Annotated in this window: 24 protein-coding genes; 12 read left to right on the top strand and 12 right to left on the bottom strand. The window is 71.2% G+C overall.

The window, feature by feature from the left end; genetic code table 11:
• The 4 genes from J3P31_RS13190 to J3P31_RS13175 form a co-directional block, all read right to left on the bottom strand.
• Complete coding sequence (locus tag J3P31_RS13190; protein WP_210528935.1) at nt 1-2076, bottom strand: hypothetical protein; 2076 nt, start codon at nt 2074-2076, stop codon at nt 1-3.
• A 65-nt stretch (nt 2077-2141) separates the two neighbouring features.
• Nucleotides 2142-4958, bottom strand: a complete 2817-nt coding sequence (locus tag J3P31_RS13185; RefSeq protein WP_210528934.1) for a DUF4159 domain-containing protein — start codon at nt 4956-4958, stop codon at nt 2142-2144.
• Nucleotides 4958-5782, bottom strand: coding sequence for a DUF58 domain-containing protein (locus J3P31_RS13180; RefSeq protein ID WP_210528998.1), 825 nt, complete (start codon nt 5780-5782; stop codon nt 4958-4960). Before J3P31_RS13180 ends, J3P31_RS13185 begins: the two co-directional genes overlap by 1 nt.
• A gap of 62 nt (nt 5783-5844) precedes the next feature.
• Nucleotides 5845-6846: an AAA family ATPase gene (locus tag J3P31_RS13175; RefSeq protein ID WP_210528933.1), complete on the bottom strand. Its 1002-nt coding sequence runs from the start codon at nt 6844-6846 to the stop codon at nt 5845-5847.
• Nucleotides 6847-6903: 57 nt separating this feature from the next.
• Here J3P31_RS13175 and J3P31_RS13170 point away from each other — a divergent pair, with 57 nt between their 5' ends.
• Complete coding sequence (locus J3P31_RS13170; RefSeq protein WP_210528932.1) at nt 6904-7500, top strand: DUF1285 domain-containing protein; 597 nt, start codon at nt 6904-6906, stop codon at nt 7498-7500.
• A gap of 7 nt (nt 7501-7507) precedes the next feature.
• Here J3P31_RS13170 and J3P31_RS13165 read toward each other — a convergent pair whose 3' ends face one another.
• Entirely contained in the window at nt 7508-8431 is a 924-nt protein-coding gene (locus J3P31_RS13165) for a DMT family transporter (RefSeq protein ID WP_210528931.1), read from the bottom strand.
• Nucleotides 8432-8665: 234 nt separating this feature from the next.
• Between J3P31_RS13165 and J3P31_RS13160 the strand changes: the two genes are divergently transcribed.
• Nucleotides 8666-9472, top strand: coding sequence for a hydroxypyruvate isomerase family protein (locus tag J3P31_RS13160; protein ID WP_210528930.1), 807 nt, complete (start codon nt 8666-8668; stop codon nt 9470-9472).
• Nucleotides 9473-9498: 26 nt separating this feature from the next.
• The gene (locus J3P31_RS13155; protein ID WP_210528929.1) at nt 9499-9720 is read left to right on the top strand and encodes a DUF2798 domain-containing protein; all 222 of its coding nucleotides are present in this window, start codon (nt 9499-9501) and stop codon (nt 9718-9720) included.
• 12 nt (nt 9721-9732) lie between these two features.
• Here J3P31_RS13155 and J3P31_RS13150 read toward each other — a convergent pair whose 3' ends face one another.
• From J3P31_RS13150 to J3P31_RS13135, 4 genes are all read right to left on the bottom strand, one after another.
• Nucleotides 9733-11781, bottom strand: coding sequence for a VWA domain-containing protein (locus tag J3P31_RS13150; protein WP_210528928.1), 2049 nt, complete (start codon nt 11779-11781; stop codon nt 9733-9735).
• The gene (locus tag J3P31_RS13145) at nt 11781-12314 is read right to left on the bottom strand and encodes an RNA polymerase sigma factor (protein WP_210528927.1); all 534 of its coding nucleotides are present in this window, start codon (nt 12312-12314) and stop codon (nt 11781-11783) included. Before J3P31_RS13145 ends, J3P31_RS13150 begins: the two co-directional genes overlap by 1 nt.
• A 40-nt stretch (nt 12315-12354) precedes the next feature.
• Complete coding sequence (locus J3P31_RS13140) at nt 12355-13662, bottom strand: hemolysin family protein (protein ID WP_210528926.1); 1308 nt, start codon at nt 13660-13662, stop codon at nt 12355-12357.
• 197 nt (nt 13663-13859) lie between these two features.
• Nucleotides 13860-15338, bottom strand: coding sequence for an NAD-dependent succinate-semialdehyde dehydrogenase (locus J3P31_RS13135; protein ID WP_210528925.1), 1479 nt, complete (start codon nt 15336-15338; stop codon nt 13860-13862).
• A gap of 81 nt (nt 15339-15419) precedes the next feature.
• On the opposite strand from J3P31_RS13135, the gene J3P31_RS13130 reads away from it, so the two are divergent.
• Nucleotides 15420-16193, top strand: coding sequence for a hormone-sensitive lipase (locus J3P31_RS13130; RefSeq protein ID WP_210528924.1), 774 nt, complete (start codon nt 15420-15422; stop codon nt 16191-16193).
• Nucleotides 16194-16206: 13 nt separating this feature from the next.
• Here J3P31_RS13130 and J3P31_RS13125 read toward each other — a convergent pair whose 3' ends face one another.
• Entirely contained in the window at nt 16207-16863 is a 657-nt protein-coding gene (locus J3P31_RS13125; protein WP_210528923.1) for an SDR family oxidoreductase, read from the bottom strand.
• A gap of 273 nt (nt 16864-17136) precedes the next feature.
• Here J3P31_RS13125 and J3P31_RS13120 point away from each other — a divergent pair, with 273 nt between their 5' ends.
• Complete coding sequence (locus J3P31_RS13120; protein ID WP_210528997.1) at nt 17137-18339, top strand: aminopeptidase P family protein; 1203 nt, start codon at nt 17137-17139, stop codon at nt 18337-18339.
• Here the strand turns inward: J3P31_RS13120 and J3P31_RS13115 are convergent.
• The gene (locus J3P31_RS13115) at nt 18323-18532 is read right to left on the bottom strand and encodes a hypothetical protein (RefSeq protein ID WP_210528922.1); all 210 of its coding nucleotides are present in this window, start codon (nt 18530-18532) and stop codon (nt 18323-18325) included. The genes J3P31_RS13120 and J3P31_RS13115 overlap by 17 nt on opposite strands.
• A gap of 235 nt (nt 18533-18767) precedes the next feature.
• On the opposite strand from J3P31_RS13115, the gene J3P31_RS13110 reads away from it, so the two are divergent.
• Nucleotides 18768-19751: a L,D-transpeptidase gene (locus J3P31_RS13110; RefSeq protein WP_210528921.1), complete on the top strand. Its 984-nt coding sequence runs from the start codon at nt 18768-18770 to the stop codon at nt 19749-19751.
• A gap of 3 nt (nt 19752-19754) precedes the next feature.
• Here the strand turns inward: J3P31_RS13110 and J3P31_RS13105 are convergent, their stop codons facing one another.
• Entirely contained in the window at nt 19755-20102 is a 348-nt protein-coding gene (locus J3P31_RS13105; protein ID WP_210528920.1) for a cupin domain-containing protein, read from the bottom strand.
• 101 nt (nt 20103-20203) lie between these two features.
• Between J3P31_RS13105 and J3P31_RS13100 the strand changes: the two genes are divergently transcribed.
• The 6 genes from J3P31_RS13100 to J3P31_RS13075 are packed head-to-tail and all read left to right on the top strand — an operon-like array spanning nt 20204 to nt 26387.
• Complete coding sequence (locus tag J3P31_RS13100; RefSeq protein WP_210528919.1) at nt 20204-21298, top strand: hypothetical protein; 1095 nt, start codon at nt 20204-20206, stop codon at nt 21296-21298.
• A 30-nt stretch (nt 21299-21328) separates the two neighbouring features.
• Nucleotides 21329-22441, top strand: a complete 1113-nt coding sequence (locus J3P31_RS13095; RefSeq protein WP_210528918.1) for a hypothetical protein — start codon at nt 21329-21331, stop codon at nt 22439-22441.
• A gap of 7 nt (nt 22442-22448) precedes the next feature.
• Entirely contained in the window at nt 22449-24389 is a 1941-nt protein-coding gene (locus tag J3P31_RS13090; protein WP_210528917.1) for an AAA family ATPase, read from the top strand.
• On the top strand, nt 24386-24730 hold the full coding sequence (locus tag J3P31_RS13085; protein ID WP_210528916.1) for a hypothetical protein: 345 nt from the start codon (nt 24386-24388) through the stop codon (nt 24728-24730). The genes J3P31_RS13090 and J3P31_RS13085 overlap by 4 nt, the downstream gene beginning before the upstream one ends.
• Nucleotides 24727-26124, top strand: a complete 1398-nt coding sequence (locus J3P31_RS13080) for a DUF6638 family protein (RefSeq protein WP_210528915.1) — start codon at nt 24727-24729, stop codon at nt 26122-26124. Before J3P31_RS13085 ends, J3P31_RS13080 begins: the two co-directional genes overlap by 4 nt.
• Nucleotides 26124-26387, top strand: coding sequence for a hypothetical protein (locus J3P31_RS13075; protein ID WP_210528914.1), 264 nt, complete (start codon nt 26124-26126; stop codon nt 26385-26387). The genes J3P31_RS13080 and J3P31_RS13075 overlap by 1 nt, the downstream gene beginning before the upstream one ends.
• Nucleotides 26388-26391 lie beyond the last annotated feature (4 nt).

Here is a 26391-nt window from a genome sequence, read left to right as displayed (position 1 = left end):
CTAGCGCCGCCCCTCGCGCACCCAGGCCCCCAGGATCAGCAGCGCCGACAGGAGCAGGAAGGCCCAGGCCGGAAGGATTGGAGCGATGCTGATGTCGGCGGTGACATAGGCCTCGCGCGGGGTGATGCCGATCCAGCCGCGTCCCGAGGCCGGCCGGCCCTCGCGCACGTCGCGCAAGGAGGGCAGCCCGTCCTCGATCCGCAGGATGCCGCCGTTCGTGGGCTCGACCGCCGGGGCCAGCACGTCGCCCGTGGCGATCGTCTGCTCGAACTCCCGCGGGGCCGAGGGGCCAAGCGCGATCACGGCGCTCTTGTCCCCGTCGGTCAGGCGGTAGAGCCCGATCTCGGGCGCCTCCCATTGCAGCTCGAAGCGGCCGGGCGACACCTCCTGGAGCTGGACCGTGGTCTCGGTGCCGTCCGGGCCCGTGATGGTGACGGGCGGGACCGTTTCGCCCAGCGTGCGCCGGATGATCCGCATGGTCTGGCCCGCAGGCTCGACCCAGAGAGCCTCCTCCTCCAGCTCGGGCTCCTTCATGAGCCAGTGCGCCAGCCGCCGGAGCAGCTCCATCTGCGGCCCGCCCCCCTCGAAGCCCCGGTCCCAGAGCCAGGCCTGGTCGGTGGCCAGGAGCGCCGCCCGCCCTTCGCCCACCCGGTTGAGGAGAAGGAGCGGACGGCCGTCGGGACCTTCCATGACGTTGGTCGCGTCGGGCGAGGGCGTCACCTCGATGGCCCGGAACCACCGGCCCCAGCCGGGGGTGCCGTCCTCGGCCGGGGGCCGGGGCGCGAGCGATTCCAGCCCTTCGGTGACGGGATGCCGCTGGCCCAGCTCGCTCAGGAGGGGCGTGAAGCCCTCCTCCAGGACCCGCGCGCTGGGCGCCCCGGGCAGCACCGCGCCCAACGGGGACCGGTAGACGGACTCGGCGCTCGCGTATTCCGGGCCTGCCGTCACCAGGACGGCGCCGCCCCGCTCGACGTAGTCGGCGACGTTCTGGAGGTATTCGTTGGGCAGGATGCCCTGCCGCCGGTACCGGTCGAAGATGACGAGGTCGAAGTCCTGCAGCTTCTGGACGAACAGCTCGTAGGTCGGGAAGGCGATCAGCGACAGCTCCTCGACCGGCACGCCGTCCTGCTTTTCGGGCGGGCGCAGGATGGTGAAGTGCACGAGGTCCACCGAGGCGTCGGACTTGAGCAGGTTCCGCCAGGTCCGTTCGCCCGCATGGGGCTCGCCGGACACCAGCAGAACGCGCAGCCGGTCCCGCACGCCGTTGATCTGCACCACGGCGGCGTTGTTGCGGGCCGTGAGCTCGCCTTCCGCTTCGGGCGTCTCGAACTGGAGCACGTTCATGCCGCCATGCGGCAGCACCAGCGGAAGCTCCATGTCCTCGTTGATCGGGACGTCGAACTTCATCGGGGCGCCGCCGTCCACGGCGATGGTCAGCGGGACCGTCGCCGCCTCGGGGGCCGCGCCCTGGTCCTCGACCCGGATGGTCAGGTGCAGCTCCTCGCCCAGGATGCCGAAGGCCGGGGCGTTCCGGACCACCAGCCGCCGGTCCCAGTCGCCCTCGTGGCCGGTCAGCAGGGTGTGGAGCGGGGCCGGAAGGGGCGGCGCTGCCGGGAGGTCGTGCACGCGCCCGTCGGTGATGAGGACCATGCCGGCGATGCGGCCCTGCGGCTCCTGGGCCAGCGCCTCGCCCAGCGCCCCCATGACCAGCGAGCCGCCGTCGCCCTCGGCGTCGCCGACGCGGACGACGCGCAGCTCGGTGTTGGGCCGGGCGGCGACCTCGGCCTCCAGGCCCGCCAGGGCCTCCTCGGTCTGCTGCGGGCGGTCGGCGATGCGCTGCGACGCGCTCTCGTCCACCACGGCCACGACGATGTCGGTCAGGGGCTGCCGCTCCTCCTCCTGGAGGGAGGGGTTGAGCAGCGCCGCAAGCAGCGCCACCCCGGCCAGCCCCCGAAGCCACCAGCCCGACAGCCGGCGCCAGGCGGCCAGGATCACGGCCACGTCGACCAGCGCCACCGCCACCCAGATCACGGGCCAGGGCAGGAGCGGGTCGAAGATGATCTGATCCGCCGTCATGTCACGCCTGTTCCTTCAAGCTGCGTCCGTCCGTCATCGTGCCTGCTTCCGCGAGGGCGCCGGGGTCATTGCCCCAGCCGCTCCAGCAGGGCGGGCACGTGCACCTGGTCGGATTTGTAGTTCCCCGTGAGGACGTGCATCACTAGGTTGACCCCGAAGCGGAACGCGTATTCGCGCTGCTGCTCGCCCGCCATGCCGCGCCCGACCGGGTAGAGCGGCGTGCCGTAGTCGTCCACCGCCCAGGCGGACGCCCAGTCGTTGCCGCCGATCACCACCGGCGTCACGCCGTCATTGAGGTCGCGGAAGGGCATCCCCTCGGCCTGCTGGGCGTCGGGCGGCGCGGCTTCGACCCAGACCTCGGGGTCGTTGAACCGGCCCGGGAACTCCTTGAGCAGGTAGAAGGTCCGGGTCAGCACATGGTCCTGCGGCATCGGCTCGAGAGGCGGGATGTCGAGCCCGCGCGCGATGGCCTGGAGCCGCTCCCCTTCGGGCGTGGCGGTGCCGAAGCCCCCCATGTCCGCGTCGCGGGTGTCGAACAGGATCATCCCGCCCGAAGCGAGGTAGCGGTTGAGCTTGTCGTAGGCCGCCCGCGACGGAATCGGCATGTCCGCCGTGACGGGCCAGTAGAGCAGGGGGAAGAACGACAGCTCGTCGGTTTCGATGTCCACGCCCATGGGGGCGGTGGGCTCCACGGCGGTGCGGCTCCAGAGCGTGTTGGACAGCCCCAGCAGGCCGGCCTGCGCGGTGTCGTCCACCTCCCGGTCGCCGGTCAGCACATGGGCCAGGGCCACCTGCTCGGTGGCGGCCAGGGCAAAGTCGTCGGCCTCCGGGTCCGGCGCGGCCTGGGCGTCGGCCAGCGCGGCGGGGTCCTGGGCCGCCGCGGGAACGGGATGCCAGGCCAGCATGAGCGCGGCCAGCACCGCCACCACCCCGGCGCGCGCGCCCCGCAGGCGCCCCGACAGGAGCAGGGAGGCGAACACGTCCACCAGGAGCAGCCCCAGCGCCAGCGCCAGCAGCGCGCCCTTGAGCGGCAGCTCCCGCGCGACCTGAAGCCCTTCGAGGCGCACCGAGGCGGGCCAGGAGGCCGGGGCCAGCGTCGTTTCCGCGTTGATGGCGTTGATCGCGATGCGCCGATCCTCGCCCGCATAAAGGCCGGGACGCAGGTCGGGGCCGGCGCGCCCGCCCACCAGGCGCTCTCCCGGGACGCCCGGCTGGGTGTCGAGCTGCGTGAGCCGCCCGTAGGCGTCCAGGGCGGCCTCGGGCACCCAGGTCGTGCCCTCGAGCTCCGCCTCGGTCGGCGGAGCCGCCCGCGAGGACACGGCCAGCCGCTCCAGCATCTCGACGAAGAGGCCGGACAGGGGCAGGGTCGACCACTCGGCATTGGCGGTGACGTGAAAGAGCACGACCTGCCCTTCGCCCAGCTCCTTCCGCGTCACGAGCGGCGTGCCGTCGCTGAGCTGGGCGATCACCCGCTCGGCCAGGGTGGGGTCCGGCTGGGCCACGACCTGGGCGTCGACGGTGACGTCGGGGGGAATCGCGAGGCCGAAGAACGGCGAGCCGTCCTCGAAGGGCGAGAGCGACCTGGGCTCGCCCCAGCTCATGGCGCCGCCGACGGCCCGCCCGCCCGCCCGCAGCCGCACGGGAAGGAGAGGGTCCTCTTCGGTGCGGGCGAGATCGGAGGCGGCCAGGCGCGGCCCCGCAAAGCGCAGCAGCAGCCCACCCTCCTCGACCCAGGCCGTCAGGTCCTCGGTCTCGGCGTCGGACAGCTGGGCCACGTCGGCCAGGGCGATCACGTCGGGGTTGGCCAGGATGACGTCCGAAAGCGTGCCTTCGACAAGATCCGCATTGGGGGCGAGCGCCTCGCGCAGGTAATGGAGCGGATCGAGCAGGTCGAGCGCCTCCCGCTCGCGGCCGCCCGCCACGAGGCCGATCTCGCGCCGACGCAGGCCGTCGTCCGTCAGGGCCACCGCCGCGGCCGACCGCAGGCCCGACAGCTCGAACCGGGTCACGCGGTTGCGCAGTTCGGCGGGCAGCTCCAGGCCGACCTCCGCCTCGGCCGCGCCGGGCTCGAAGGCCAGGGTCGCGGTGGCGAGCTGCCGTTCGGCCCCGGCCGGATCGAGCCCCATGGCCGCGACCGGGATCTCGCCCGCAGGGCCGGTGGGCGAACGGATGGCGGACAGCACGATGGTCCCCTCCTCGAAGCGGGCCGGCCGCAGGGCGACGATCTGGCGCGGGGCCTGGACCACGGTGACCGACCCCTTGTCCTCCAGCACCCGCAGCAGCGTGGCCCGCCCGTCGCGGGCCAGGCCGTCGGACAGCCAGACCGTGTCGAAGCCGCCCTCGACCTGCCCCAGCGCCTCGGCCCAGGCGGCGTCGGCCTCGGCATCGGGGAGCCAGGGCTGGGGTGCGAGGTTCGGCAGATGCTGCAACGCGGCCTCGGCATCGTTGAAGACCGGAGCGCCGGTGGGCGGCGTGGTCAGCGCCACCACGGCGGCCGTGCGCCCCTCTCGCGAGGCTTCGCCCAGCAGCGTCTCGGACCGGTCCATGCGCGCGGCCCAGTCGCGGGCGTCGGCCCAGGTGCCGTCCAGCACGATCAGCAGCGGGCCGGTGCCGCCCCGGTCCTCGCGCGGGTTCAGGATCGGACCGGCAAAGCCGAGGATGACCGCCGCGACCGCCAGGAGGCGCAGCAGCATGAGCCACCAGGGCGTGCGGTCCGCCTGCGCTTCGCGATCCTCCAGGCCCAGGAGCAGCGCCACGCCCGGGAACCTGCGCCGGATCGGGGCAGGAGGGACGGCCCGCAGGATGAGCCAAAGGACCGGCAGCGCGACCAGCGCGGCCAGCAGCCAGGGGGCGGTGAACCCGAGGGGACCCAGCATCCACATCAGATGCGCCGCTCCAGGGCCGCATGGAGCCAGAGCAGGGCGCGCGCGGGCACCGTGTCGGTGTGGTGGGTCGAGAACATCCAGCCCGTCGCCCGCGCGAGGTCAGCCAGCCGGGCCTTCCGCTCGGCCAGCCTGTCGAGATAGCGGGCGCGAAGCTCGCCGGCCTTCAGGGTCTCGTGCCGCAGGCCGCCGCCCATGCTTTCGAAGATGGTCCGGCCCTGGAACGGGAACGCCTCCTCCTGCGGGTCGAGGATCTGGAGCATCGCCCCCTTGATGCCCCGGTCGGCGCTTTCGGCCACCGCGCGCTCGATGGGCGCGGGGTCGCCCAGGAAGTCCGAGACGAACAGGGCGCGGGACCGTGGCGGCATCCCGGTGGTGTCCGGCGCCACGTACTCCTCCGCCCGGTCCTCGGACAGCGAGGCCGCGAGCCGGGCCAGCATGGTCGCCCCCCGGCGCGGCGGAAGCCCGTCCGCGCCCCCGAGGCCCACCCGCTCGCCCCCCCGGACAAGGAGGATGGCGGCGGCCAGAGCCAGCAGGCGCGCCCGGTGACCCTTGGCGGGCAGGGCGGGCACAGAGGCAAAGGACATGGCGCGGCCCCGGTCCACCCAGACCATCACGGTCTGCGCGGTCTGCCATTCCTTGTCCTGCACGAAGGCGACGTCGGCGCGGCCCGATCGCCGCCAGTCGATTATGCGGGAATCGTCGCCCGGCTGGGCGGCGCGGTATTGCCAGAAGTCCGCCCCCATCCCCGCGCGCCGCCGCCCATGCTCCCCCAGGACGATGGTGGCGGCAAGGTGCTGCGCCTCGGCCAGGAGCGCCGGCATCGGGCCGGCCAGGGTTTCGGCCTCGGCGCGCAGACGGGCCGGGGCGGCGGGGATCTCCGCCGTCACGCGGCGGCCTCGACGCGGGTCGTCTCGGTGGCCACGCGTTCGATCAGGTCGGTCAGCTGGGCGCCCTGGGCCCGGGCGGCGAAGGTCAGGGCCATCCGATGCTCCAGGACCGGCACGGCCAGCCGCCGCACATCCTCGGGCGACGGGGCCAGGCGCCCGGTCAGCAGCGCCTCGGCCCGCACGGCAAGCATCAGGGCCTGCGCCGCGCGCGGCCCCGGCCCCCAGGCGATCTGCTCGTTCATGTAGGCGGGGGCGTCCGGTCCCGGACGGCAGACGCGCACGAGGTCGAGGATCATCTCCACGATGGCCTCGCCCACCGGCATCCGCCGCAGCAGCGCCTGCGCGGCCAGCAGCTCCCCGCCGCTGAACACCGGCTGCGCCGCGGCTTCCTCGGCCCCCGTGGTGGCCAGGAGGATCTCGCGTTCGGTGGCGCGGGTCGGATAAGGCACGTCGATCTGCACCAGGAAGCGGTCGAGCTGCGCCTCGGGCAGGGGATAGGTGCCTTCCTGCTCGATGGGGTTCTGGGTCGCGAGGACGTGGAACGGCACGCCCAGGGGACGGTGCTGTCCGGCGATGGTGACCTCGCGCTCCTGCATGGCCTGGAGCAGGGCGGACTGCGTGCGCGGGGAGGCGCGGTTGATCTCGTCCGCCATGAGGAGCTGGCAGAAGATCGGCCCCTCGATGAACCGGAAGGCGCGGGAGCCGTCGGCGCCGGTCTCCAGCACCTCGCTGCCCAGGATGTCGGCCGGCATCAGGTCCGGCGTGAACTGGATGCGCCCGCCCCTGAGCCCCATCACGGTGGCCAGCGTGTCCACGAGCCGGGTCTTGCCGAGCCCCGGGAGCCCGACCAGGAGCGCGTGACCCCCGCAGAGCAGGGCCGTCAGCGTCAGGTCCACGACCCGCTCCTGCCCGATGAAGCGCCGGGCGATGGATCCGCGGGCCTCGGCGAGGCGGGCCTCCAGGTTCTCGATCTGGGTGACCAGACTCGCATCGACCATGACAACACTCCCCTGCGGCCCTATCTTCGCAACATAGGAGTAGAACGGCCCCTGGGGATGGGAAAGACAAACAAGAGTGAGACGGGCGCCAGCGCCCCCCCTTCCGCCGAGGGACTGGCCCATGCGGCCCGGGCCGAAGGCCGCCGGGGACCGCCGCCGGTGCATCTATGGAACCCGCCGCATTGCGGCGACATCGACATGCGCATCGCGCGGGATGGCACCTGGTTCTATCTTGGGACGCCCATCGGGCGGCCCGCGATGGTCCGGCTCTTTTCCTCGATCCTGCGGAAGGACCCGGAGGGCTACGTCCTCGTCACCCCGGTCGAGAAGGTCGGGATCACGGTGGACGACGCCCCGTTCGTCGCGGTGGACGTGGAGGCGCGGGACGGCGCCCTGACCTTCCGCACCAATGTCGACGAGGAGGTGACCGCCGGCCCCGACCACCCGATCCGGGTGGTCCGCGCCCCCGGGACGGGCGAGCCCTCGCCCTACCTCCTCGTGCGGCGCAATCTCGAGGCGCTCATCGACCGCAAGACGTTCTACAGGCTCGTGGACCTCGGCGAGGTCGCCGGGCATGATGGGCGGGACTGGTTCGGCCTGCGGTCGCAGGGGGCGTTCTTTCCGATCATCCCGGCCGAGGACCTGCCGGACTGATCGCCGCCTAGCGCTGCGCGAGCAGCACGCCGGCCGCGACCACGGCGGCCCCCGCCGCCTGCATCCAGGACCACTGGCCCCCCAGCGCGATCAGGATCAGCATGACGTAGAAGGGGGCGAGGTTCATGTGGAAGCTCGCGATCGCGACCCCCAGGCGGTGGATGCTCAGGATGAACAGGAGCTGCGACAGCGCGAGCGCCCCCATCCCGTACACCGCCAGGAGCCCGAGGTCGCTGGCCCGGAAAGGGTCGGCGGGCAGGGCGGTCCAGCCCAGCGCCGTCGCCAGGGCAACCAGCGCCGTCATCGCCACGCAGGCCCCGGTCAGGGTCGCGGTGGTCTGGCCGAGGCCGGACAGGGTGGGAAGCTGGCGCACGGTCATGTAGCTGCCCCAGGAATAGACAAGGCTCGAGCTCACGGCGAGCACCGCGCCCAGCCACAGGTTGCCCTGGCCCGCCCCGCCCCCCATCGTCGCGATCACGCCGCCCGCGATGGTGGCGGCCAGGCCCAGGAGGAAGGCCCGCGTGAGCGGACGCCGCTCGTAGATCCACTCGACCAGGGTCGCCGAAAGCGGCGCGATGGAGGCGATCACCGCCACCGTCACCGGATCGGTGGCCGCCTGGGCGAAGATCGCCGCGACCGCCGCGCCGCCGATGCCGATCGTGCCGATCAGGAAGCAGCGGCCCCAGGGCACCCCGCGCGGCCAGCCCTCCAGCGCGAGCCACACCGGAAGCAGGAGCAGGAGGCCCATCGCCAGGCGGGCCGGAACGAGGGCGAGCGGTTCCCAGTCCGACAGCAGCCCTTCGGCCGCCGGGAACCCGGCCGCCCAGACCACCATGGAGCCCATCGCCAGGAGGTTCCCCGGCAGGCGCGCGCCCGGCAGAGGGCGGGCCTCCGCAGGGGCGGTCCCGGACGGGAGGGGTCGTGCGGTCATGGACGGGCTCCGTCGGGCGAGCGGTGCGCGTGGAGCTAGCACGCCCCCGGAGCCGCGACGAGGGGTGTCGCATCCGCTTCGCGGACCCGCCGGGCCAGCGCCCCGGCGCCGGCCGGCGGGGCTATTCTCCGCCCTGGGCCGGAGGCGATCCGCCGAGGGTGGCGCGCCCGCCGGAAGGAGGTGGCGGTCCCGAGGGCGCATGCCTTAAATGCCGCCACCCTTCGAGGAGGCCCGATGCCCCGGTTCTGCGCCAATCTGACGATGCTCTTTCCCGAACTGCCGTTCCTTGAACGGTTCGGCGCGGCCAAGGCCGCCGGGTTCGAGGGCGTCGAGGTGCTGTTCCCCTACGACTGTCCCGCCCCGCAGATCCTGGAGCGTCTGGACCGGACCGGGCTCCGGCTCGTGCTGATCAACTGCCCGCCCCCGAACTATGCGGACGGACCCCGCGGCTTTGCCGCCGTCCCGGCCCTGGAGGACAGGTTCCGCAGCGACTTCCGCCGGGCCGCCCGCTACGCGGCGACGCTGGGCGCGCAGCACCTCCACGTCATGGCCGGGGTCGCGGAGGGGTCCGAGGCCCGGGCCTGCTTCGTCCGCAACCTGACCTGGGCCGCAACGGCCGCGCCCTCGCTTTCGCTGACTATCGAGCCGATCAACGGGCATGACATGCCGGGCTACTTCCTGCGCGACTTCGGCCTGGCCGCCGATCTCCTGGAGGAGGTCGGGGCGCCCAATCTGCGGCTCCAGTTCGACGCCTATCACGCGCACCGCATCACGGGGGACGTCATGGGAACCTGGGACCGGGTCCGCCATCTCGTGGCGCATGTGCAGGTCGCGGGCGTTCCGGGGCGGCACGAGCCGTCCAAGGGCGAGATCGACTACCCCGCCTTCTTTGCCCGGCTGGACGCCGAAGGCTATGGCGGCTGGGTCAGTGGAGAGTACAATCCCAAGGGCCTGACCCGGGAAGGTCTGGCCTGGATGCAGCAGGGCGCCCCCCATCCGGGCCGGTCCCCTGGCCGGGACGCCCCGTCCCGACTAGCGTAGGACGGTCACGACGCCGGAGGCCTGCCTTGATCCCCAGCCGTTTCGCGCCGATCCTTTTCGGGCTCATCCTGTCGGGGCTGATGTCCTGCATCGTGTCCGGGATCGCCACCCTGCGGGCCGCCGGGCTCGTGCCCGGCTTTCCGGGAATGTGGGCGCTGTCCTGGCTCACGAGCTGGTCGGTGGCCTTTCCTTCCGTCCTCCTGCTGGCGCCCGTCACGCGGCGGATCGTGGCCCGCCTGACCGCCTGACGGACCCAGGCGTCACTCCGCCGCCAGGCTCTGGGCCAGCCGCATGAGCTGCACTGCCTCGGTCCGGTAGCCGAACGGGTCCTCGCCCCGGTTGGCGCTGGCCAGGTCGATCGCCTGGCCGTAGCCCCAGGTGCCCAGGTGATCGTCCGCGCGCAGGAGCTGGCCCCAGCCCGCGATCGCGGCGGCAAATCGCGCCTCGGACCCGGCTGGCTCCTGGCCGGTGATGGGCGTCTCCAGAAGCCGGCTCTGCCCGCCTCCGGGCGCCTTCCAGCGGAGCCGAAGGAAGCCCAGCTCGCCGGTGCCGTCGCCGGCGGCCGGTTCCGGCCGGTAGCGCAGCGGCTCGGTCAGTTGCGCAGGGCTGCCCACCGGGGTCACCTCGTAGAGCGCGGTGACGGAATGGCCGGCGCCCAGCTCGCCCGCGTCCACCCGGTCGTTGGCAAAATCCTCGCGCCGCAGGGCCCGCGTCTCGTAGCCGATCAGCCGGTATTCGGCGACCGTGGCGGGGTTCCACTCCACCTGCACCTTCACGTCCTGCGCGATGGGAAAGAGCGCGCCGGTCAGCTGGTCCACCAGCACCTTCTGCGCCTCCTGCAGGGAGTCGATGTAGGCGGCCTGCCCGTTCCCGTTCTGCGCCAGAGCCTGCATGGTCGCGTCGTCGAGGTTCCCGCGCCCGAAGCCCAGGACCGACAGGAAGGTGCCCGTCTCCCGTTCGCGCGCGATGTAGTCCTCGAGCGCGCCGGGATCGCTGAGCCCGACGTTGAAGTTGCCGTCCGTGGCCAGGATGACGCGGCTGACCTCGCCCTGGGCGGCCATGTCCGCCGCGACGTCGTAGGCTTGCTCGAGCCCGCCCTGGCCGTTGGTGGAGCCCCCGGCCATGAGCCCGTTCAGCGACTTGAGGATGGCCCTGCGGTCCGACGCCGGCGTGGGCGGCAGCACCAGCCCCGCGCTGCCCGCATAGGTGACGATCGCGACCTGGTCCTCGGGCCGGAGCTGGTCCACCATCAGCCGGAACGATTGCCGGAGAAGCGGAAGCTTGGTCGGGTCCTCCATGCTTCCCGAGGTGTCGATCAGGAACACGAGGTTGAGCGGGGGGCGATCCGCGATGGCGGGCATCTCGCCCTGGAGACCGATGGCGACGAGCCGGGTGTCGGGGTTCCAGGGCGTCGCCATGACGCTGACCGTTGGACGGAACGGCCCTTCCCCGGCCGCGGGGGCGGGATAGTCGTAGGGGAAGTAGTTCACCATCTCCTCGACCCGCACCGCCTCGGGGGGCGGCAGCGCCCCGGACATGAGCGATTGCCGCACGACGGAATAGGAGGCCGTGTCCACGTCGATGGAAAAGGTCGAGACCGGCTCCTCGGCCGTGATCCGCAGGGGATTTGGGTCCTCGTTGGCGAAGGCCTCGGTGTCCGGCCGGGGCAGGGGGGCCAGGCCCGGCTCGGGCGCGATGACGGGAGCCGGGGCAAGCAGGGACGGCGCGACACCGTCGTCCGACCGAGGCGGGGGCTCGGCCGCGACGGCTCCGGACGCGAAGGCCTCGGCGTCCGCAGCGGGGGCGGCGCCCGTTTCGGCCGTCGTCGGATCGGACGTCGCCTCGGCCAGCCGCGAACGGGCGATCTCGGGGGCGACCGCCTGTGGCGCCACCAAAGGCGTGACGGGCGGGGCCTCGGGCTCGACCGGGGCGGCGCCGTCCTTCATCGCCGGTTGCGGCATGGGCTCGGGGGCGGTCCGTCCTGAACGTTCGTCGCGCTCGAGGGGCGATCGAAGCACCTCCCGCCCGATCGGCGTCAGCAAAAGGACGCCGCAGGCCACCAGCGCCGTGGTCAGGGTCAGTCCACCCCTGCTCGTCAATCCGTCCAACATCTTCCTCACTCCCACCCGGACGCCCCCCTTCGGGCGTTCGAGGATGAGACGGGCGGGATCGACGGCGCCTTGGAGCCGGTCGAAATTTTCCTGCGCGAGCCGCAGGTGAGCCGCCCGACGGGTGGGATCAGGGCGGGGGGTGGCTGCGTCCAGAGCGGACCGGAGATCATCCAGATCGAAATCGTCGTCGGGCGTCATCACGCCTCCTCCGCCGCGCGCAGGGCACGCAGCTTTTTCTTGGCCTCGGACACGCGCCAGCTCACGGTGCCTTCCGAGACGCCCAGGATCGTCCCGGCCTCCGCATGACTGACCTCGTCGAGCACGAGCGCCAGCGTGTCGCGAAGATCGTCGGGCAGTTTCGCCATCGCGCGCAGAAGCCAGTCCACCCGTTCGCGCCCGTCCTCGATGTCGGCCTGCCGCGCGGTCTCCCAGTCGCCCCACCCGTCCGAGGCCTTCAGGAAGGTGGCCCGCCGCCGCCGCCGATCATGGGCCGCGTTCACGGCCACGCGCCATAGCCAGGTGGTCACCTTGGCCTCGCCGCGCCAGCCCTGAAGCTTGGCCGGCAGCGCCGCGCAGATGTCCTGCGTCAGGTCCTCGGCCTCGGCCCGGGCGCCGGTCAGCCGGAAGCACAGGCGGAACAGCCGGTCGTAGTGCCGGTCGAGCAACGCGGCAAAGGCGGCCCCGTCCCCTTGGGCGGCCGCCCGTGCCAGATCCTCGTCGCTTGCCGTCATGCGCATGGTCCTTGGACGCGCGCCGCCGGGCGGTCCTTGGTCACGACTCCGCGCGCAGCGCCACCGGCCGGAGGTCGAGGCGCGTCACCAGGAGCTTGTCGATCCGGCGCCCGTCAAGGTCCATCACCTCGAAGCGCCAGCCCCCGGCCTCCACCTGGTCGCCGAGCTGCGGAAGGCGATGGAGCTGGTTCAGCACCAGCCCGGCCACCGTCTCGTAGTCCCCCGCAAGGTCGCGCGGCAGCCCCAGCCGTTCGGTGAACTCGTCGGCGGCCATCCAGCCCGACACGAGATAGCTCCCGTCCTCCCGCTCGTGCATGGCGGGCTCTTCCACCGCCGTCTCGCGGAAGGTGCCGGTGATGGCCTCCAGGATGTCGCCGGTCGTGATGATGCCCTGGAAGCTGCCGTATTCGTCATAGACCAGCCCCATGTGGTTCTGGGCACGGCGGAGGATGTCGATCACGTCGAGGGCATCGGCGCTTTCGAAGATGACGGGGACTTCGCGCATCAGCCGTCGCAGCTCCAGCGGCTCTCCCCGGGACAGGGCGGCGAAGGCATCCGTGACGTAGAGCACCCCCAGAACCTCGTCCGTCTCGGGGTCCTGCACGGGCAGGCGCGGCCGCCCGCTTTCGCGGATCGCCTGCAGCGTTTCCTCGGAGGTGGCATCGACGTGCAGCATCTCCACGTCGCGCCGCGGGGTCATCAGCCCCCGGGCCGACCGGTCGGCCAGCCGCATGACGCCCGACAGCATCTCGCGCTCGGCGCCCTCGATGACGCCCTCGTGCTGCGCCTCGGAAAGGATGACGCGAACCTCTTCCTCGGTGACGCCGGACCGTTCCTCGCCGCCCTGGCCCAGGAGGTGGAGCACGGCCCGGCCGGAGGCGTCGAGCACCCAGACGATGGGAGAGGCCAGGCGGCTCACGACGGTCATGATCGGCGCGGCGCGGCGCGCCACCCCCTCGGGGTTCTTGAGCGCGATCTGCTTGGGAACCAGCTCGCCCGCTATGAGCGACAGGTAGGCCAGCAGCACCACCACGCCGCCCACGCCCAGGGTGTTCGCCCATTCCGGATCCACCCCGCGGGCCATGAGCCAGTTGGCAAGCCGCACGCCCAGCGTGGCGCCCGAGAAAGCCCCGGACAGCACGCCGACGACGGTGATGCCGATCTGGACGGTGGACAGGAACCGGCCCGGGTCGGCGGCCAGGTCGAGCGTCATCTGCGCCCCCCGGTCTCCGTTGTCGGCGAAGGCCTTCAACCGCGCGGGCCGGGCCGAAACGATCGCGAGCTCGGACAGGGCCAGCGCGCCATTCAGCAGGATAAGGACGATGACGATGAGGATTTCCGTCAGCACGGCAAGGCGTCCGGCGGCATGAAGGGGCGGGGCAGCGTGGGCCTCAAATGATGGCGCCCGGCTCGGGGCCGGGCCACCCTGTAATTATGGGCAGCTTGGGCCCGCGGCAAGCGCCGCGACGGCATCGCGGCAACGATGCGCCCGAGGCAAGGCCCGGCCCGCGTCCGGCGCTGCGGCCCGACGCGCCCGGCTCCGGGTCAGACCTGGGTGCAGATGTACTTCATTTCCAGGTAGTCCTCGATCCCGTGGCGCGACCCCTCGCGTCCGAGGCCCGATTGCTTCACGCCGCCGAAGGGAGCGACCTCGGTCGAGATGAGGCCGGTGTTCACGCCGACCATCCCGTATTCGAGCGCCTCCTGCACGCGGATCACGCGGCTCAGGTCGCGGGCGTAGAAATAGCAGGCCAGGCCGAAGATGGTGTCGTTCGCCTGCTCGATCACGTCCGCCTCGTCCTCGAAGCGGAAGAGGGGCGCGAAGGGGCCGAAGGTTTCCTCGTGGGCGACCTTCATTTCCCTGGTGGCTCCGGCGACGATGGTCGGCTCGAAGAAGTTGCCGCCCAGGGGATGGCCATGCCCGCCGGTCAGCACGCGCGCGCCTTTGGCCACGGCGTCCTCGATGTGCTCGCGCACCTTGTCGGCGGCTTTGGGCTCGATGAGAGGGCCGAGCTCGGTCCCCTGGTCCAGCCCGTCGCCCACCTTCATCCGCCCGACGGCGGCGGCCAGCTTCTCGGCGAAGGCGTCGTAGACCCCGGCCTGCACGTAGATGCGGTTGGCGCAGACGCAGGTCTGCCCGTTGTTGCGGAACTTGGAGACGATCGCGCCCTTGACGGCCTCGTCGAGGTCGGCGTCGTCGAACACGATGAAGGGCGCGTTGCCCCCGAGCTCCATGGAGCATTTCATGATCTGGCCGGCGGCCTGCCGGAGCAGGATCCGCCCCACCTCCGTGCTGCCGGTGAAGGTCAGCTTGCGGACCTTGGGGTTCTCGCAGAACTCCTTCCCGGCCTCCGAGGACGAGGTCGTGGTGACGACGCTGAACACCCCCGGCGGCACGCCCGCCTCCTCGGCGAGCTTGGCCATGGCCAGGGCCGACAGGGGCGTTAGGGCCGCCGGACGCGAGACGAACGCGCAGCCGGCCGCCAAGGCCGGGGCCACCTTGCGCGCGATCATGGCGTTCGGAAAGTTCCAGGGCGTGATCCCCGCCGCGACCCCGATGGGTTGCCGGATGACGGTGATCCGCTTGTCGGCCATGTGGCCGGGGATGGTCTCGCCGTAGATGCGCTTGGCCTCTTCGCCGAACCATTCGACGTAGGACGCCCCATAGGCGACCTCGCCCCGGCTTTCGGACAGGGGCTTGCCCTGCTCGGCGGTCATGATGATGGCGAGGTCTTCCTGATGTTCCATCATCAGGTCGTGCCAGCGGCGCAGGATCCGGGCGCGCTCCTTGCCGGTCTTCGCGGCCCAGGGCTTCTGGGCGGCGTGGGCCACGTCGATGGCGCGCGCGATCTCCTCGCGGTTCAGGTCGGGGAGGACGGCGATGACATCGCCGCGCGCGGGGTTGCGGACCTCGAAGGTCTTGCCGGACGCCGCCTCGACCCATTCGCCGCCGGCATAGGCGCGCAGGCACAGGAGGTCCGGTCGCTTGAGGAGGGACGAAAGGTCCGTGGTATGGTCGAGCATGATCGCCTCCGTTACGGTCGCACCCAATCAGCACGGCGGACGGATCGCGTCCAGCCGGATCGCGACAGGACCGATGCGGGAATGGACCTCTCCGACGCCTATGCCAACGCGGCTCACATCCCCGGCGGCGCAGCCTTTCCGGACCGCTGGGCCGAAGCCTCCAGCGCTTTCCGCGCCGCGCACGCCCCCGAGGACATCCCCTACGGCGGGCACCCGCGGGAGCGGCTCCTGCTGGTCCGGCCCGCCGGGGTGCCCCGGGGACTCGCGGTTCTGGTCCATGGCGGCTACTGGATGGCCTTCTCGGCGCCGGACTTCGCGCATCTGGCGGCGGGGCCGCTGGCCCGGGGCTGGGCCGTGGCGCTGCCCTCCTATCCGCTCTGCCCCGACGCCCGGGTCGGCGGCATCGTCCGCAGCCTCGCCCGCGCGGTGGAACGGGCCGCGGCGGAGGTGGAGGGGCCGATTGCTTTGGCCGGACATTCCGCCGGGGGCCATCTGGTCGCCCGGCTGGCCTGCGGGGACGTGCCGTTGTCCGTCCGCGACCGTCTGGCCCGGGTGGTCCCGATCTCGCCCTTGTCCAGCCTCCTGCCCCTGCTGCGCACCGGGATGAACGCCACGCTGCGGCTCGACATCGCCGAAGCGGTGGCCGAGAGCCCGCTCTTCCGCCCCCGCCCGGCCGTTCCCGTCACGGTCTGGGTGGGGGAGGACGAGCGGCCAGCCTTCCGCGACCAGGCGCTCTGGCTGGCGCGATGCTGGGGCGCCGCGCTGTCCGTGGAGACCGGGCGGCATCACTTCGACGTCATCGCGGGGCTCGAGCGACCCGAGCACCCCCTGACCCGCGCCCTTGTCGAAGGCTGACGGCCGAACGGGGCTAGAGCCTTCGCCCGCCATCGAGCGGCAAGGTCAGCCCGGTCACCAGGTCCGTTTCCAGAAGCCACAGGGCGGCCTGGGCGACCTCCGGCGGCGTGGCGGCCCGGCTCAGCGGGGTGGCTGGGGCGCTGGCGGCCCCCCGTTGCAGGAAGCCGGGAAGGCGGCCCCCGGTCCCGAGGACGGGGGCCAGGCCGTTCACCCGAATGCCCTGCGGCGCCAGTTCGCGGGCGAGGGTGGCCACGGCCGCCTCCCGCCAGGCGAGCAGGGGGACGAGCCAGCCGGCCATGGGCAAGGCAGCGGGCAGTGCCGACACCACCAGGATCGCCCCGTCCCGAGGCATCCGGGCGGCGCAGGTGGCCGCCCGGGACAGGGCGCGCCCCGAAGCCAGCAGCGCGTCTTCCCATGCGCCGGCCTCCGAGAGGCGGGGCCCCATGGCCGGCAGGGGGGCCGCGTCCACCAGGATGTCGGGGGACGTCTCCTCGGCCCAGCCGGCCGATACGGGGTCGGCGCCGATCCCAGCCGCGATCGAGCGGGCCAGCGTCTTGTCGGCCGCTTCCACGCTCAGGCGCACGCCGGCTGCCACAAGGCCGCGCGCGATCGCAGCCCCGATCGGGCCATCGACCCCGGTCACCACGCCCGTCCTGCCAGCGATCCGCATCAGCCGTCCTTCATCCGCGCCAGGCCTCATGCCGCGACACCCTGGCAACGGCAAGCCGGCGGGCCGATGGGCGGCGGGCCCCTGCCGAAGGAGCTTGCGCCTGGCCGCGGTTGCCGCCAGTCTCGGCTCCGAGCTCGTGGCGATGGCGTCGCCGCAGGGGTGTCGTGCCCCATCGCTTGCAGGCAGCAACCTGCCACGTCCTGTACGCCGGGACCTTTCGGGGTCCCTGCACACAGGCGCGCGGACCCCCACCAAGGGTCTGACACGATGACGATGAACCGTCCCGCCACTTACCGCTTCCACCAGGGGGAGCGCACCCTTCCCTTTGCCGACACCGAGTATGACGCACGGCTGAAGGGCCTGCGCGCCATCATGGAGGAAGCGGGCGTCGAGGTCGCGCTGATCACCTCCATGCACGGGATCGCGTATTATTCGGGCTTTCTCTACTGCTCGTTCGGGCGGCCCTACGGGCTGGTGGTCACCCCGACCCAGAGCGTGACGATCAGCGCGGGCATCGACGCGGGCCAGCCCTGGCGGCGCGGCTACGGCGACAACCTCACCTATACCGACTGGGCGCGGGACAACTTCTGGCGGGCCGTGGCCCAGGTCGCCGGAAACGCCAGGACGATCGGGATCGAGGGCGACCACCTGACCCTCCTGCAGGACCAGAAGCTCAGGGCCGTCCTGTCGCCCGAGCGGGTGGAGGACATCGCCCCGGCCGCCATGCGCCAGCGGATGCACAAGTCCGCCGCCGAGATCGCCCTGATCCGCGCCGGGGCGGCCGTCGCCGACGTCGGCGGCCATGCCATCCGCGAGGCGGCGCGGGTCGGCACCCGCGAGATCGACGTCGCCATGGCCGGCCGCGACGCCATGGAGCTGGAGATCGCCTGGCGGTTTCCGGACGCCGAGTACCGGGACACCTGGGTCTGGTTCCAGTCCGGGATCAACACCGATGGCGCCCATAACCCGGTCACCGCGCGTCAGCTGCAGGTCGGCGACATCCTCAGCCTCAATGCCTTCCCGATGATCTCGGGCTATTACACCGCGCTGGAAAGGACGATGTTCGTGCGCGAGGTGGACGCCGCCTCGCTGGCCTACTGGGAGGCGAACGTCGCTGCCCATGAATACGGCATGAGCCTGCTCCGGCCCGGCGTGTCCTGCGCCGAGGTGACGCAAAGGATCAACGCCTTCCTCGAGGAGCGGGACCTTCTGCGGTACCGGACCTTCGGTTACGGCCATTCCTTCGGCGTGCTGTCCCATTACTACGGCCGCGAGGCGGGACTGGAGCTGCGCGAGGACATCGACACCATCCTGGAGCCCGGGATGGTGATCTCGATGGAGCCGATGCTGACGATCCCCGAGGGCCAGCCCGGGGCCGGCGGCTACCGGGAGCACGACATCCTGGTCATCACCGAGGACGGCGCCGAGGACATCACGGGCTATCCCTACGGCCCGGCCTTCAACGTGGTGGGCTGAGCCGGCGGCCGAGCCAGGGCGCCAGGGCCGCCGCCAACGCGGCCAGGCCAAGGGTGGCCAGGAAGGCGGCCGGTTGTGCCGAGAATGCTGCAGGCAGCAGGCCCAGGCCCGAACCGGGCCGCGTCGCGGCCCCCACCCAATCCGAAGACGTGGTGGGGGCCGGGGCGGCCGCTTGGGCGATAATCGGGCTCATCTATGCCTCGTGGAAACAGATCGTTCGAAAAGGTCGGTGCAAAATGCTTGTGCCGCGTCCTTTAGCCGCGCGACACCCTGCTCTGACAGTCGGGTTTTCCTGACCTTGCACGGATTCCGGCCAATCGGCCCGGATCGGGCGAGTTGTCCACAGGTGATGGTTGAACGGCGGATTGCGCAGCGGTCTTGACCTGTTAACGTGATTCGGAGCCCTTCCGCCAAAGGTGATCGTCCGTATGTCCCGTCTTTCTTCCGGTCCCAGGGTCGCGTTTCGCGCCCTCGGCCTTTGTGCGGCGCTGAGCCTGGCCGCCTGCGCCGCTCCGCCGCCGCCCCAGCCCGAGCCGATGATCGACGGCATCCCCGTATCGCAGATCGTCCCGGGCTACGAGCGATTGGAGGACAACGGCTATGTCCTGCCCCCCGTGCCGCCGTCCTATCTGGGCGGCGTCAACCGTCGCGCGACCGTGGCCTACCGCGGCGAGCAGGCGCCCGGCACCGTCGAGGTCGATCCTTACGCCAAGTTCCTCTACTGGGTGCAGCCCGACGGCATGGCCGTCCGCTACCCCATCGCCGTGGGGCGGGAAGGACGTGGCATCGGCGGGTCGTTCCGTATCCAGCGCAAGGCCGTCTGGCCCGGCTGGACCCCGACCGCGAACATGCTGCGCCGCGAGCCCGAGGTCTACGGACCCTACCGGGGCGGGGTGCCCGGCGGTCCGGCCAGCCCTCTGGGGGCCCGCGCGCTTTATCTGTATCGGGGAGGCGCCGACACCTATTACCGGATCCACGGCACCAACGATCTCAGCTCGATCGGGAACTCCGGGTCGGCGGGATGCATCCGGCTGTTCAACCACGATGCCATCGACCTCTTCAACCGCGTGCCGGACGGGACGCGCGTCGTCATCCGGTCCTACGAGGATTCGGTTCGGATCGAAGGACCGCTGATGGCCACCCGGGGCATCCAGCTTCCGCCCTTCTATTCGGGCGAGGGCCAGCGTCCGGCGGTGCCGCAGGCCATGGTGCCCGAGCAGTACTACGGGAATCCGGCGGCCCAGGAAGGCGTGGCCTACATCCCTGACGCGACCGACATCTACGGGGCCGACGGTACGATGATCGCGCCCGCCGCGCCGACCCTTCCGGCCGGGGACGCCACCACGCCCATCCTGTCGAACGCAGAGGTGCTGGCGCCCCAGGGCGCGGCCGGGGTGCCCAACCGGGGCTGATCCTCAGGCAAGGACGACGTAATCCTTGAGCGTCGTCTCCAGCACCTCCCAGGTGCCCCGAAATCCGGGGCGGATCACGAAGCTGTCGCCCGTGCGGACGATGCGGGCGGCACCGCCGTCCTCGGTGACCACCGACAGCCCCTCGAGGATGCGGCAGTACTCCCATTCATCGTAATGGATGCGCCACTTCCCGGGCGTGCTCTGCCAGAGGCCGCAATACAGCGCCCCGCGCTCCTCGACGTTCCAGGTCGTGAAGACCGGGTCGCCGGCCACGACCCGGTCGGCCGGGGGGCGCGACTGGACGGGTGCTGCGGCGTTGCGCGACAGGAAGCGGAACAGCTCATCGCTCATCGGACCCCTCCGAGGCTGGCCGATTCGGCGCGTGACGCACCTTTCCAACCTGCGTTACACATCCCACTTAACACGGAAATGCGAGTGCAGGAGAGGACGCGATGGCCGACTTCGAGACCCAGATCCGTGAAAGCCAGGCCCAGGTGGCGCAAGCCCAGGCCAAGATCTCGGAACTGACCTCCCGCATCGAGGGGGCGCGATCCCGCGTCGGGCAGGGCACCGAGGTGCCTCTCGACATCGAGAATGCGACCCTGCAGGACGTGCACAGGCACACCGAGGTGATGAACGCCAACATCGCCGAACTGATCATGGGCCTCGACGACGTGACCGAGGCCTTCTCGCGCGACTTCGCGGAGATGCGGAACAAGACCGGCTGGGAAACCTTCGTCGGCTTCTTCAACGCCACCAGGTCCGAGGCCATGCGGCAGGAGCGGATGCGGATGGCGACCATCGACGACAAGCTCCAGGACCTGATCGCCAAGTCCGACACCATCGTGAAGCTGCTCGAAAACCAGCTCGGCGTGCTGGAGGAGCAGAAGACCAGGGTGGACGGCAACCTCGCCTCGACCCTGGCCGAGCGCGAGCAGGTCGTGACCGAGCTGGAAGCCGTCCGGCGCGACATCACCGACATGGATCCCAAGATCATCGACCTGGAGAACCGCATCGGGGCCGAGACGGACCCCGCCGCCCGTACGCGGCTGGAAACCGATCTCGCCCAGATGAACTCCCGCCACAACGAGCTGGTCCGGCAGGAGCAGGTGAAGCTCGCCCTGTCCCAGACGCTGGAGCGCTACATCGAGAGCGGCAAGACCTGGATGGACTCGCTCCAGAACCAGGCGGCGACGCAGATGGTGCTGATCAACAAGCTCCGGACCGACACGCGGCAGCGGGTGGTGCTTTATGACGCGCTGTCCAAGTCGCTCAAGACCGCGCAGCAGCAGGACGTGGCGCACCGGATCAACGAGATCGGGGTCAAGACCGACCAGGAGGCGCAGACCGCGATGGCCGGCATCGGCGCGGCCACCAACGCCCGGATGGCCGACATGCTGGAAGCGCACGAGCAGCAGATGATCTTCTCGCGCGATGTCATGGAGGCCAAGGCCCGCGCGGACGAGCGCTTCATGCGCCGCTTCCAGGCCATCGTCGAGAAGCACGACAAGAACCTCTACGGGTCCCAGGGGGGCGGGCAGGGCTAAGGCCGTGGCATCCCGGGAAGGCGGTCCGTCATGGACCTGACGCTCGATCATCAGGTTCTCGCGGACACCGTCGCCACCCGCCGATACTTCCGCAAGTTCGAGCGGATCACGACGCACCTTGCCACGGTCGCCGCCGAGGAGCAGGCGGCGGGCCGCATGACCGCGCCCGAGGTCGAGGCCCTGGCGCGGAGCCTCGTGTCCCTGAACCTCACCTTCCGGGCGCTGGCGCTCAAGTATCATTTCGCCGGCGCGGCGCGGGAGGCGGGAACTCTGACCTTCGACCGTGTGGAGTCGGGGTTCCCCGTCGCGGCCGAGCTCATGGAGATGGCCGCCGACGCCACCCAGGCCGAGCGGAACCTCGCGAGCCTGCCCACGCCCGACACGCTCAAGGACGAGATGGTCCGGGTCATCCTGTCCGAGCGCGTAACGCCCACCCGGCTGCAATACGCCCTGAGCCAGCGGCTTTACTACGAGGAGCTGCGGAAGGGGGGCCTCTTCTGGGCGCGCAACGACCCCGAGGCGGTCTGGCTCGGCAACATCGGCGGCGGGCGGGCCGAGCGGCGGCAGTACCTCCTCCGCTGGGGTGTCTACGAGGCGACGGACAACCTCCCCGTGATCTACCTGATGACGCTGGAGGACACCGGACGGGACGGGCTGCCCAAGGACGGGATGCGATGGCCGATGGTCCAGCGCCACCTGATGGCGCAGTCGGTGGGCGGGCTCACGCTCCTGACGATCGCCAAGGGCTTCGACCAGGACTTCCAGGACCTGCATCCCAAGCGCCTGCGCCGCATCCGGCTCGGCCCGATGTATTCCTCGGCCTTCACCACGCAGACCGGCCCGATCCGCGACGTGCTGGCCGCCGCCCGCGCGCCCGAAGGCGAGGACTGGGCGCTGGCCTGGACCGAGGAGGACCTGATCTCGGAGCGCGTGGACGAGGTGAAGTCCGGCTGGTTCGGCCTCGAGGAGCGGGAGGTCTTCGCCCTCGCCGAGCCCAAGGAGCAGGGAGTCTCCGGCCTCGACCGTTCCATCATCCTGCCTGCGCGTCCCTACCAGGCGCTGGCCGAACTCGACCCGCCCGCCTTCCGATCGATGCGCAAGGTGGTCGTGGGCGGGGGCGGGCGGATCCTGAACCTGAAGTGAGACTGGAATGAGCCTGTCAGCCGACCTCATGGAGTTGCGCGAGGAGGACATACGCCGTCACTACCCGGCGGCGCTGAACCTCCTTCAGGGCTTCGATCACGCGCCCCGCATCGCCCAGGCGGCAGCGGCCCCGGCGCAGGAGCGCTCGTCCGGCCTCGGCACACGCCGGGCCTTCCGGCCCACGACGCCGGGCCTCGCGACCCAGCGGACGACGACCGCCGGCTCCGTTCACCTGCTGGCGCGGATCGAAGGGGTTCCGGGGTCCGAGGGGCTGCCGTCCCCGCTCCAGGCCACGGTCGCGCAAGGCATCCGCCGCGCCATCGCCATCGCCATGGCCCTGGCCGAGCAGGTGGCGCTGCGATCCGGGCTGGCGGACCTGAAGCGCGCCAACGCGGGGGGGAGCCTTGCCCCGGCGCAGCAGCCGGACTTCGCCGAACTCAGCACCGCCGATGCGCTGGTGACGCTTCACGTCTTTGCCGATGCCCTGGCGGTCCTCCTTGCCCCTCATGCAGGGGGCGAGCCGGTGGAGATCGGCCAGCTTGACGAGGTGCTGACCGACAATGCCCCTCTCGCGCTCATGGGCGCGCTGTGGGAGCTGGACCAGGACATCGCCCAGCTTGCCACCACCGATCAGCGCCTGGCCGGTACGGCGCTGGCCTTTGCCGAGACGCTGATGGCCCGCGTCGCCGCGCGGGCGGCGCATGCGCCGGGCCTTGGGGCCTTCACCTCGGCCAGTTGGCGCGTTGCGGCGGATGACCTGACGATCCAGGGCTTCACCCCGTCCCGCAAGGGGCGCGGCCCCGCCCTGCAGATGACCTTCAAGCGCCCCGAGGAGGTCGTCGGCAACCACATCGCCAAGCACCAGGCCATGAAGCTCGCCAAGATGCTGATGGCCTATGACTTCGAACGGCGCCTGAACCCCTTCGTGGAGGAAGGGGGCTTCATCTTCACCTTCATGGGCGATGGCGCGCCGGGAACGGGCAAGACCACCCTGATCCAGATGATGGCGGGCCTCGTGCACGGCTATTGCGAGGTCGCGGGCGTGCCGTTCCGCTACCGGAACCTTTCGACCGACAACATCGACTCCTACCAGGGCAAGTCCGGCCAGAACGCCAAGGCCTTCATCACCGAGATCACCGACCCTACCGTGATCGGCTTCGGCACGATCGACGACATCGACACGCTGGCGGGCAAGCGGGGCGACCGGCAGGCCTCGGCGGGCCAGCTCGAGATCACCGCCGTCCTGATGGAAAGCTTCGCGGGCGCGAACACGGTGGTGCGGGGGAACTGCACCTTCGGCATGTTCTCGAACTATCCCGAGAACGTGGACGACGCCCTGCGGCAACGGGCGGGCGCACGGTTCCTGGTGGACGGGCCGCAGACGCGCGAGGACTACATCGACATCCTGGCGCTGCTCCTGGGGCGCAACCACGGGATCCCCATGGGCGATCACCGGCTGTTCGAGGCCCAGGCGATCCAGCGCGCGGTGGCCGAAAGCTATGCCGCGCACAGCCGCCCCAAGGAGGAGGGGCTGATGGAGGTCTGGGGCCGCGTGGAGGCGCAGCTCGGCCCGCTCGACACGCTCGCCAAGATCGGCGCCTACCTGAAGGCGATCCAGGAGGTGGAGCCGCGCTTCACCGGGCGCGCGATCAAGAACATCACCGATGCGATCAAGGTCCGCGCCATGGACGTGGAGCTTCCGGACGAGTGGATGGCGAACCCGGACCTGTTCCTGCGCCGCGACTACGACACCAAGGCCGCGATGATCCGCGAGCTGCGCCGCCCCATCACCGTCGAGATGGTCCTGCAGGAGATCAACCGCTACGCCGACAGCGAATTCCGCTACAGCGACAAGTCCGACGAAACGGCCATCGAGGCCGCCGTCCGCGACATGCGCCGGATGGAGGAGGCCAGGCGCCGCTACCTGGCCGAGCGGGGACCGGCGTGATCCGGGAGTTCTCCTCGGGCCTCCTGCTCCCCGCGCTGGTCCTGGCCGCGCTGGGCTGGATGGTGCCGCGCCTTCTTGGCCGCGTCTGGCCCGAAGGCGTGCGGCCCCTGCTGGTCCTGGCCTTCGTCTCGACGCTGCTCCTTCTCGTGGTCGCGGCGGTGTTCTTCCTGCTTCTCTACGCCTGGCAGGGGGCGCCTGTCGCGGCGCTGTTCCAGCCGGGGCTCGCGGCGGGTCTTGCCCACTTCCTGCGGCTGGGCCTTCTCTCCGCGCTGCTCTGGGCGCCGATCATGATACTCTCGGTCGCGAGCCTGCCGAAGCATTGGGTGAAGGAGACGTGGTGAAACGCCTCATCGAGAAGGGCCTGATGTTCGGCGGCCTCGTGCTCGTGGACAGCCCGGTGCTGGTGGAGCGCTACAAGCGCGCCCTCAAGCACCTGACGGGCACGGAGACGGCGCTCCAGGACTTCCACATCGACATCTCCGGCTTTTCGCCCGAGATCGGGGACGAGCTGGGCGACGATCATTACCTGAACCCGCCGGGCTTCAACCGGCAGTTCATCCTGCTCGGCACCGAACAGAAGAAAGCCCCGCTCCTCAATGCGCGGTTCTCCACCTCGCGCGGGATCCTGCGGCAGTTCATCGAGGCCAACGAGGCCGAGCTGTTCGCCCTGACCGCCCGCGACGCGGTGGCGGGGGAGCTGGTGAACTCGGTCTATGCGGCCGACGCCCCGGCGCGGCTGTTCGACATCCGCAAGGTGACCGTGGAGGCCGACACCACGCAGGGCACGGTCGCCACGGCGGAACGGCTCACCGGGCTGATCGACCGCTTCAAGTCGGAGCCGGACGCCTGGTGGGACGACGCGCTGATCGGCGAGATGATCCAGCTGGCCGGCGTCACCGGGGATCTCACGCGCAATCCGGTCCGGCTCCGGGCCATGAGCTTCGAGCAGGACGACTTCTGGACCTCGCATTTCGGCGGCCTGTACGTCTTCCGCTCCGTGCCCCAGCCAGGCGCGATCGCGGCGGGCGACAAGGATGATCTCGGGCCGCTTCCCATTCCCGAGGTGCTCGACCTCGGGGACCGCACCGCGATCGCGAGCTTCCTGGCCCGGAACGAGCTCGTGGAGCCCATCGTCTCGGGCCGCAGCGCCGAGGTGGCGGCCCTCCTGCGCCAGAAGATGGACTTCATCGTGGCCGATGTCGCCGGAGCCGAGGGGCGCCTGGCCGAGGGAACGACGCGCCGGGATCTCCGCACGCTGGCCCGCCGCTACGCCGGCCGGCTCCCGCCCGAATGGGAGGGGCTGGCGGCCCTGGTCGCCTGGGCCGAGGAGGGCGCCCGCTGGCCGCGCATCACCTCGGATCACCCGGCCTATTTCTATACCCTGCGGGCCCGGCGGACCCCGGTGGCCGACATCGTGAACATGCTGCTGGCGGAACTGGCCCCGCTGGACGTGAGGCAGCTCTTCATCTGCCACAAGGAAGCGTTCTACCGCCTGTATCGGGGCTGGCCCGAGGGGAAGCAGGCCTATGTCGCCGACGCGCTGGCGCAGGAATACATGGTCGACAAGGCCGGCACGCGCGAGGCGCTGTTCGGGCCGGACGCGCCGATGGAGGAGCCCGTCGTTCCCACCGCCGGTCCCTGGGGCCGCCCCGCCGAGCCCCGGCCGGCGCCGGCCGGCGAACCGCGCGACCTGGTCGACCGTGTCGGACCCTGGGGGGCGGTGAGGCGACGCTGATGGCATTCCTCCGCCCGCTGGTCCTTTTCGCCCTGTTCCTGGTCGTGCTCTATGCCGTCCTGTCGGTCTGGCTGCGCCTGCGCGAGCGACGGCGGCTGTCCCGGGAATGGAGGAACGGCGACCAGCTCGTGGACGAGGACATCTTCGTGGACGAGGGCATGGCCGCCTACGACCACTCCCTGCGCAAGCGGCTGCTGTGGCTGGTGATCGTCGGGCCCATGGCGGGCCTGCTGGTCCTGCTCTATGTGCTCAACGTGTCGTAAGAAG

It is taken from the genome of Rubellimicrobium arenae (assembly GCF_017916275.1).
Taxonomy (GTDB): domain Bacteria; phylum Pseudomonadota; class Alphaproteobacteria; order Rhodobacterales; family Rhodobacteraceae; genus Rubellimicrobium; species Rubellimicrobium arenae.
Note: the sequence above shows the minus strand (reverse complement) of the source record. Positions and strands in the feature narration are given on the sequence as shown.